Here is a 1,426-nt window from a genome sequence, read left to right as displayed (position 1 = left end):
GGCTCATCGCAGTTGAGCGTGTAGGTGGCTGAGCGCGATCGTGGCCGGGTAGGCGTCGAGGTCTCCATCAGGATGGAAGTTCCTACACTCCCCATCCGAGAAGACCTCGACGGTGATCAACGCTACATTCGCGAGCCCTGACCTGACCACGTTCTGCCGTCTGGACGAGCTCGGCCTCGAAGCCGTCGGCCAGCATCTCTCGCCCGGTCGGGCGGTGATCGAGTGCCGCCTCGCCGAGGTCGACCCGTGGTGTCATGGATGCGGCGCTGAGGCGTCCCCGCGTGGGACGGCGGCGCGCCGGCTGGCGCATGAGCCGTTCGGGCATCGGCCGACGACGTTGCTGCTGCGGGTGCGGCGGTTCCGCTGCTCGCCCTGCGGCCGGTTCTGGCAAGAGGACACGCGCCGGGTAGCCGAGCCGCGCGCGAAGCTCACGCGGCTCGCCATGGTCTGGGCGCTCACGGCGCTGGTCGTCGATCACCTCACCGTCGCCCGCGTCGCCGCGGGCCTCGGGGTCTCCTGGCACACCGCCAACGACGCCGTCCTCGCCGAAGGACGTCGCCGGCTCATCGATGATCCGGGCCGGTTCGATGGCGTCCGCGTGCTTGGCGTCGATGAGCATGTCTGGCGTCACACGCGGGCCGGGGACAAGTTTGTCACGGTGATCATCGACCTCACCCCGATCCGCGACGGCACCGGCCCCGCCCGCCTGCTGGACATGGTCGAGGGTCGCTCCAAGCTCGTGTTCAAGACCTGGCTCACGCAGCGCCCCGACACCTGGCGGGAGCGGGTCGAGGTCGTCGCGATGGACGGGTTCACCGGGTTCAAGACCGCCACCACCGAGGAACTGCCGAAAGCGACGGCGGTGATGGACCCGTTTCACGTCGTCCGTCTCGCCGGCGAAGCGCTGGATGTCTGCCGGCGCCGGGTTCAGAACGACATCTTCGGCCGCCGCGGCCGCAAAGACGACCCGCTCTACAAAGCCCGCCGCCTGCTGGTCACGGGCGAAAAGCTCCTCACCGAACGGCACTGGCAGCGCCTCGAGCTCCTGTTCGCCGATGACAAGCATGCGCCGGTCGAGGCGACCTGGGGCGTCTACCAGCAGATGATCACCGCCTACCGCACCCCGAACCGGAAAGTCGGCAAGCAGCTCATGGAGGCACTGATCGACAACTTCGCCGTCGGCATCCCCGCGGGCCTGGCCGAAGTCCGCAAGCTCGCCGCCACGCTCAAGAAGCGTCGCGCCGACATCCTCGCGTTCTTCGACCTCCCAGGCTCGAGCAACGGCCCGACTGAGGCGATCAACGGCCGCCTCGAGCACCTTCGCGGCTCAGCACTCGGGTTCCGCAACCTCGCCAACTACATCGCCAGATCCCTGCTCGAAGCCGGCGGGTTCAGACCAGCACTACACGCTCAAATGCGATGAGCC

At 68.2% G+C, this 1,426-nt stretch carries 1 protein-coding gene; it reads left to right on the top strand.

Features of this window, described 5'->3' with window-relative positions:
- The first annotated feature begins 112 nt into the window (after window positions 1-112).
- Window positions 113-1,423 carry an ISL3 family transposase gene (locus H9651_RS14550; RefSeq protein ID WP_191720047.1) on the top strand — a complete coding sequence of 437 codons (1,311 nt, stop codon included), beginning with the start codon at window positions 113-115 and terminating at the stop codon, window positions 1,421-1,423.
- Window positions 1,424-1,426: the final 3 nt, after the last annotated feature.

It is taken from the genome of Microbacterium pullorum, assembly GCF_014836535.1.
GTDB lineage: Bacteria > Actinomycetota > Actinomycetes > Actinomycetales > Microbacteriaceae > Microbacterium > Microbacterium pullorum.
This window is presented reverse-complemented; position numbering and strand designations above follow the sequence as displayed.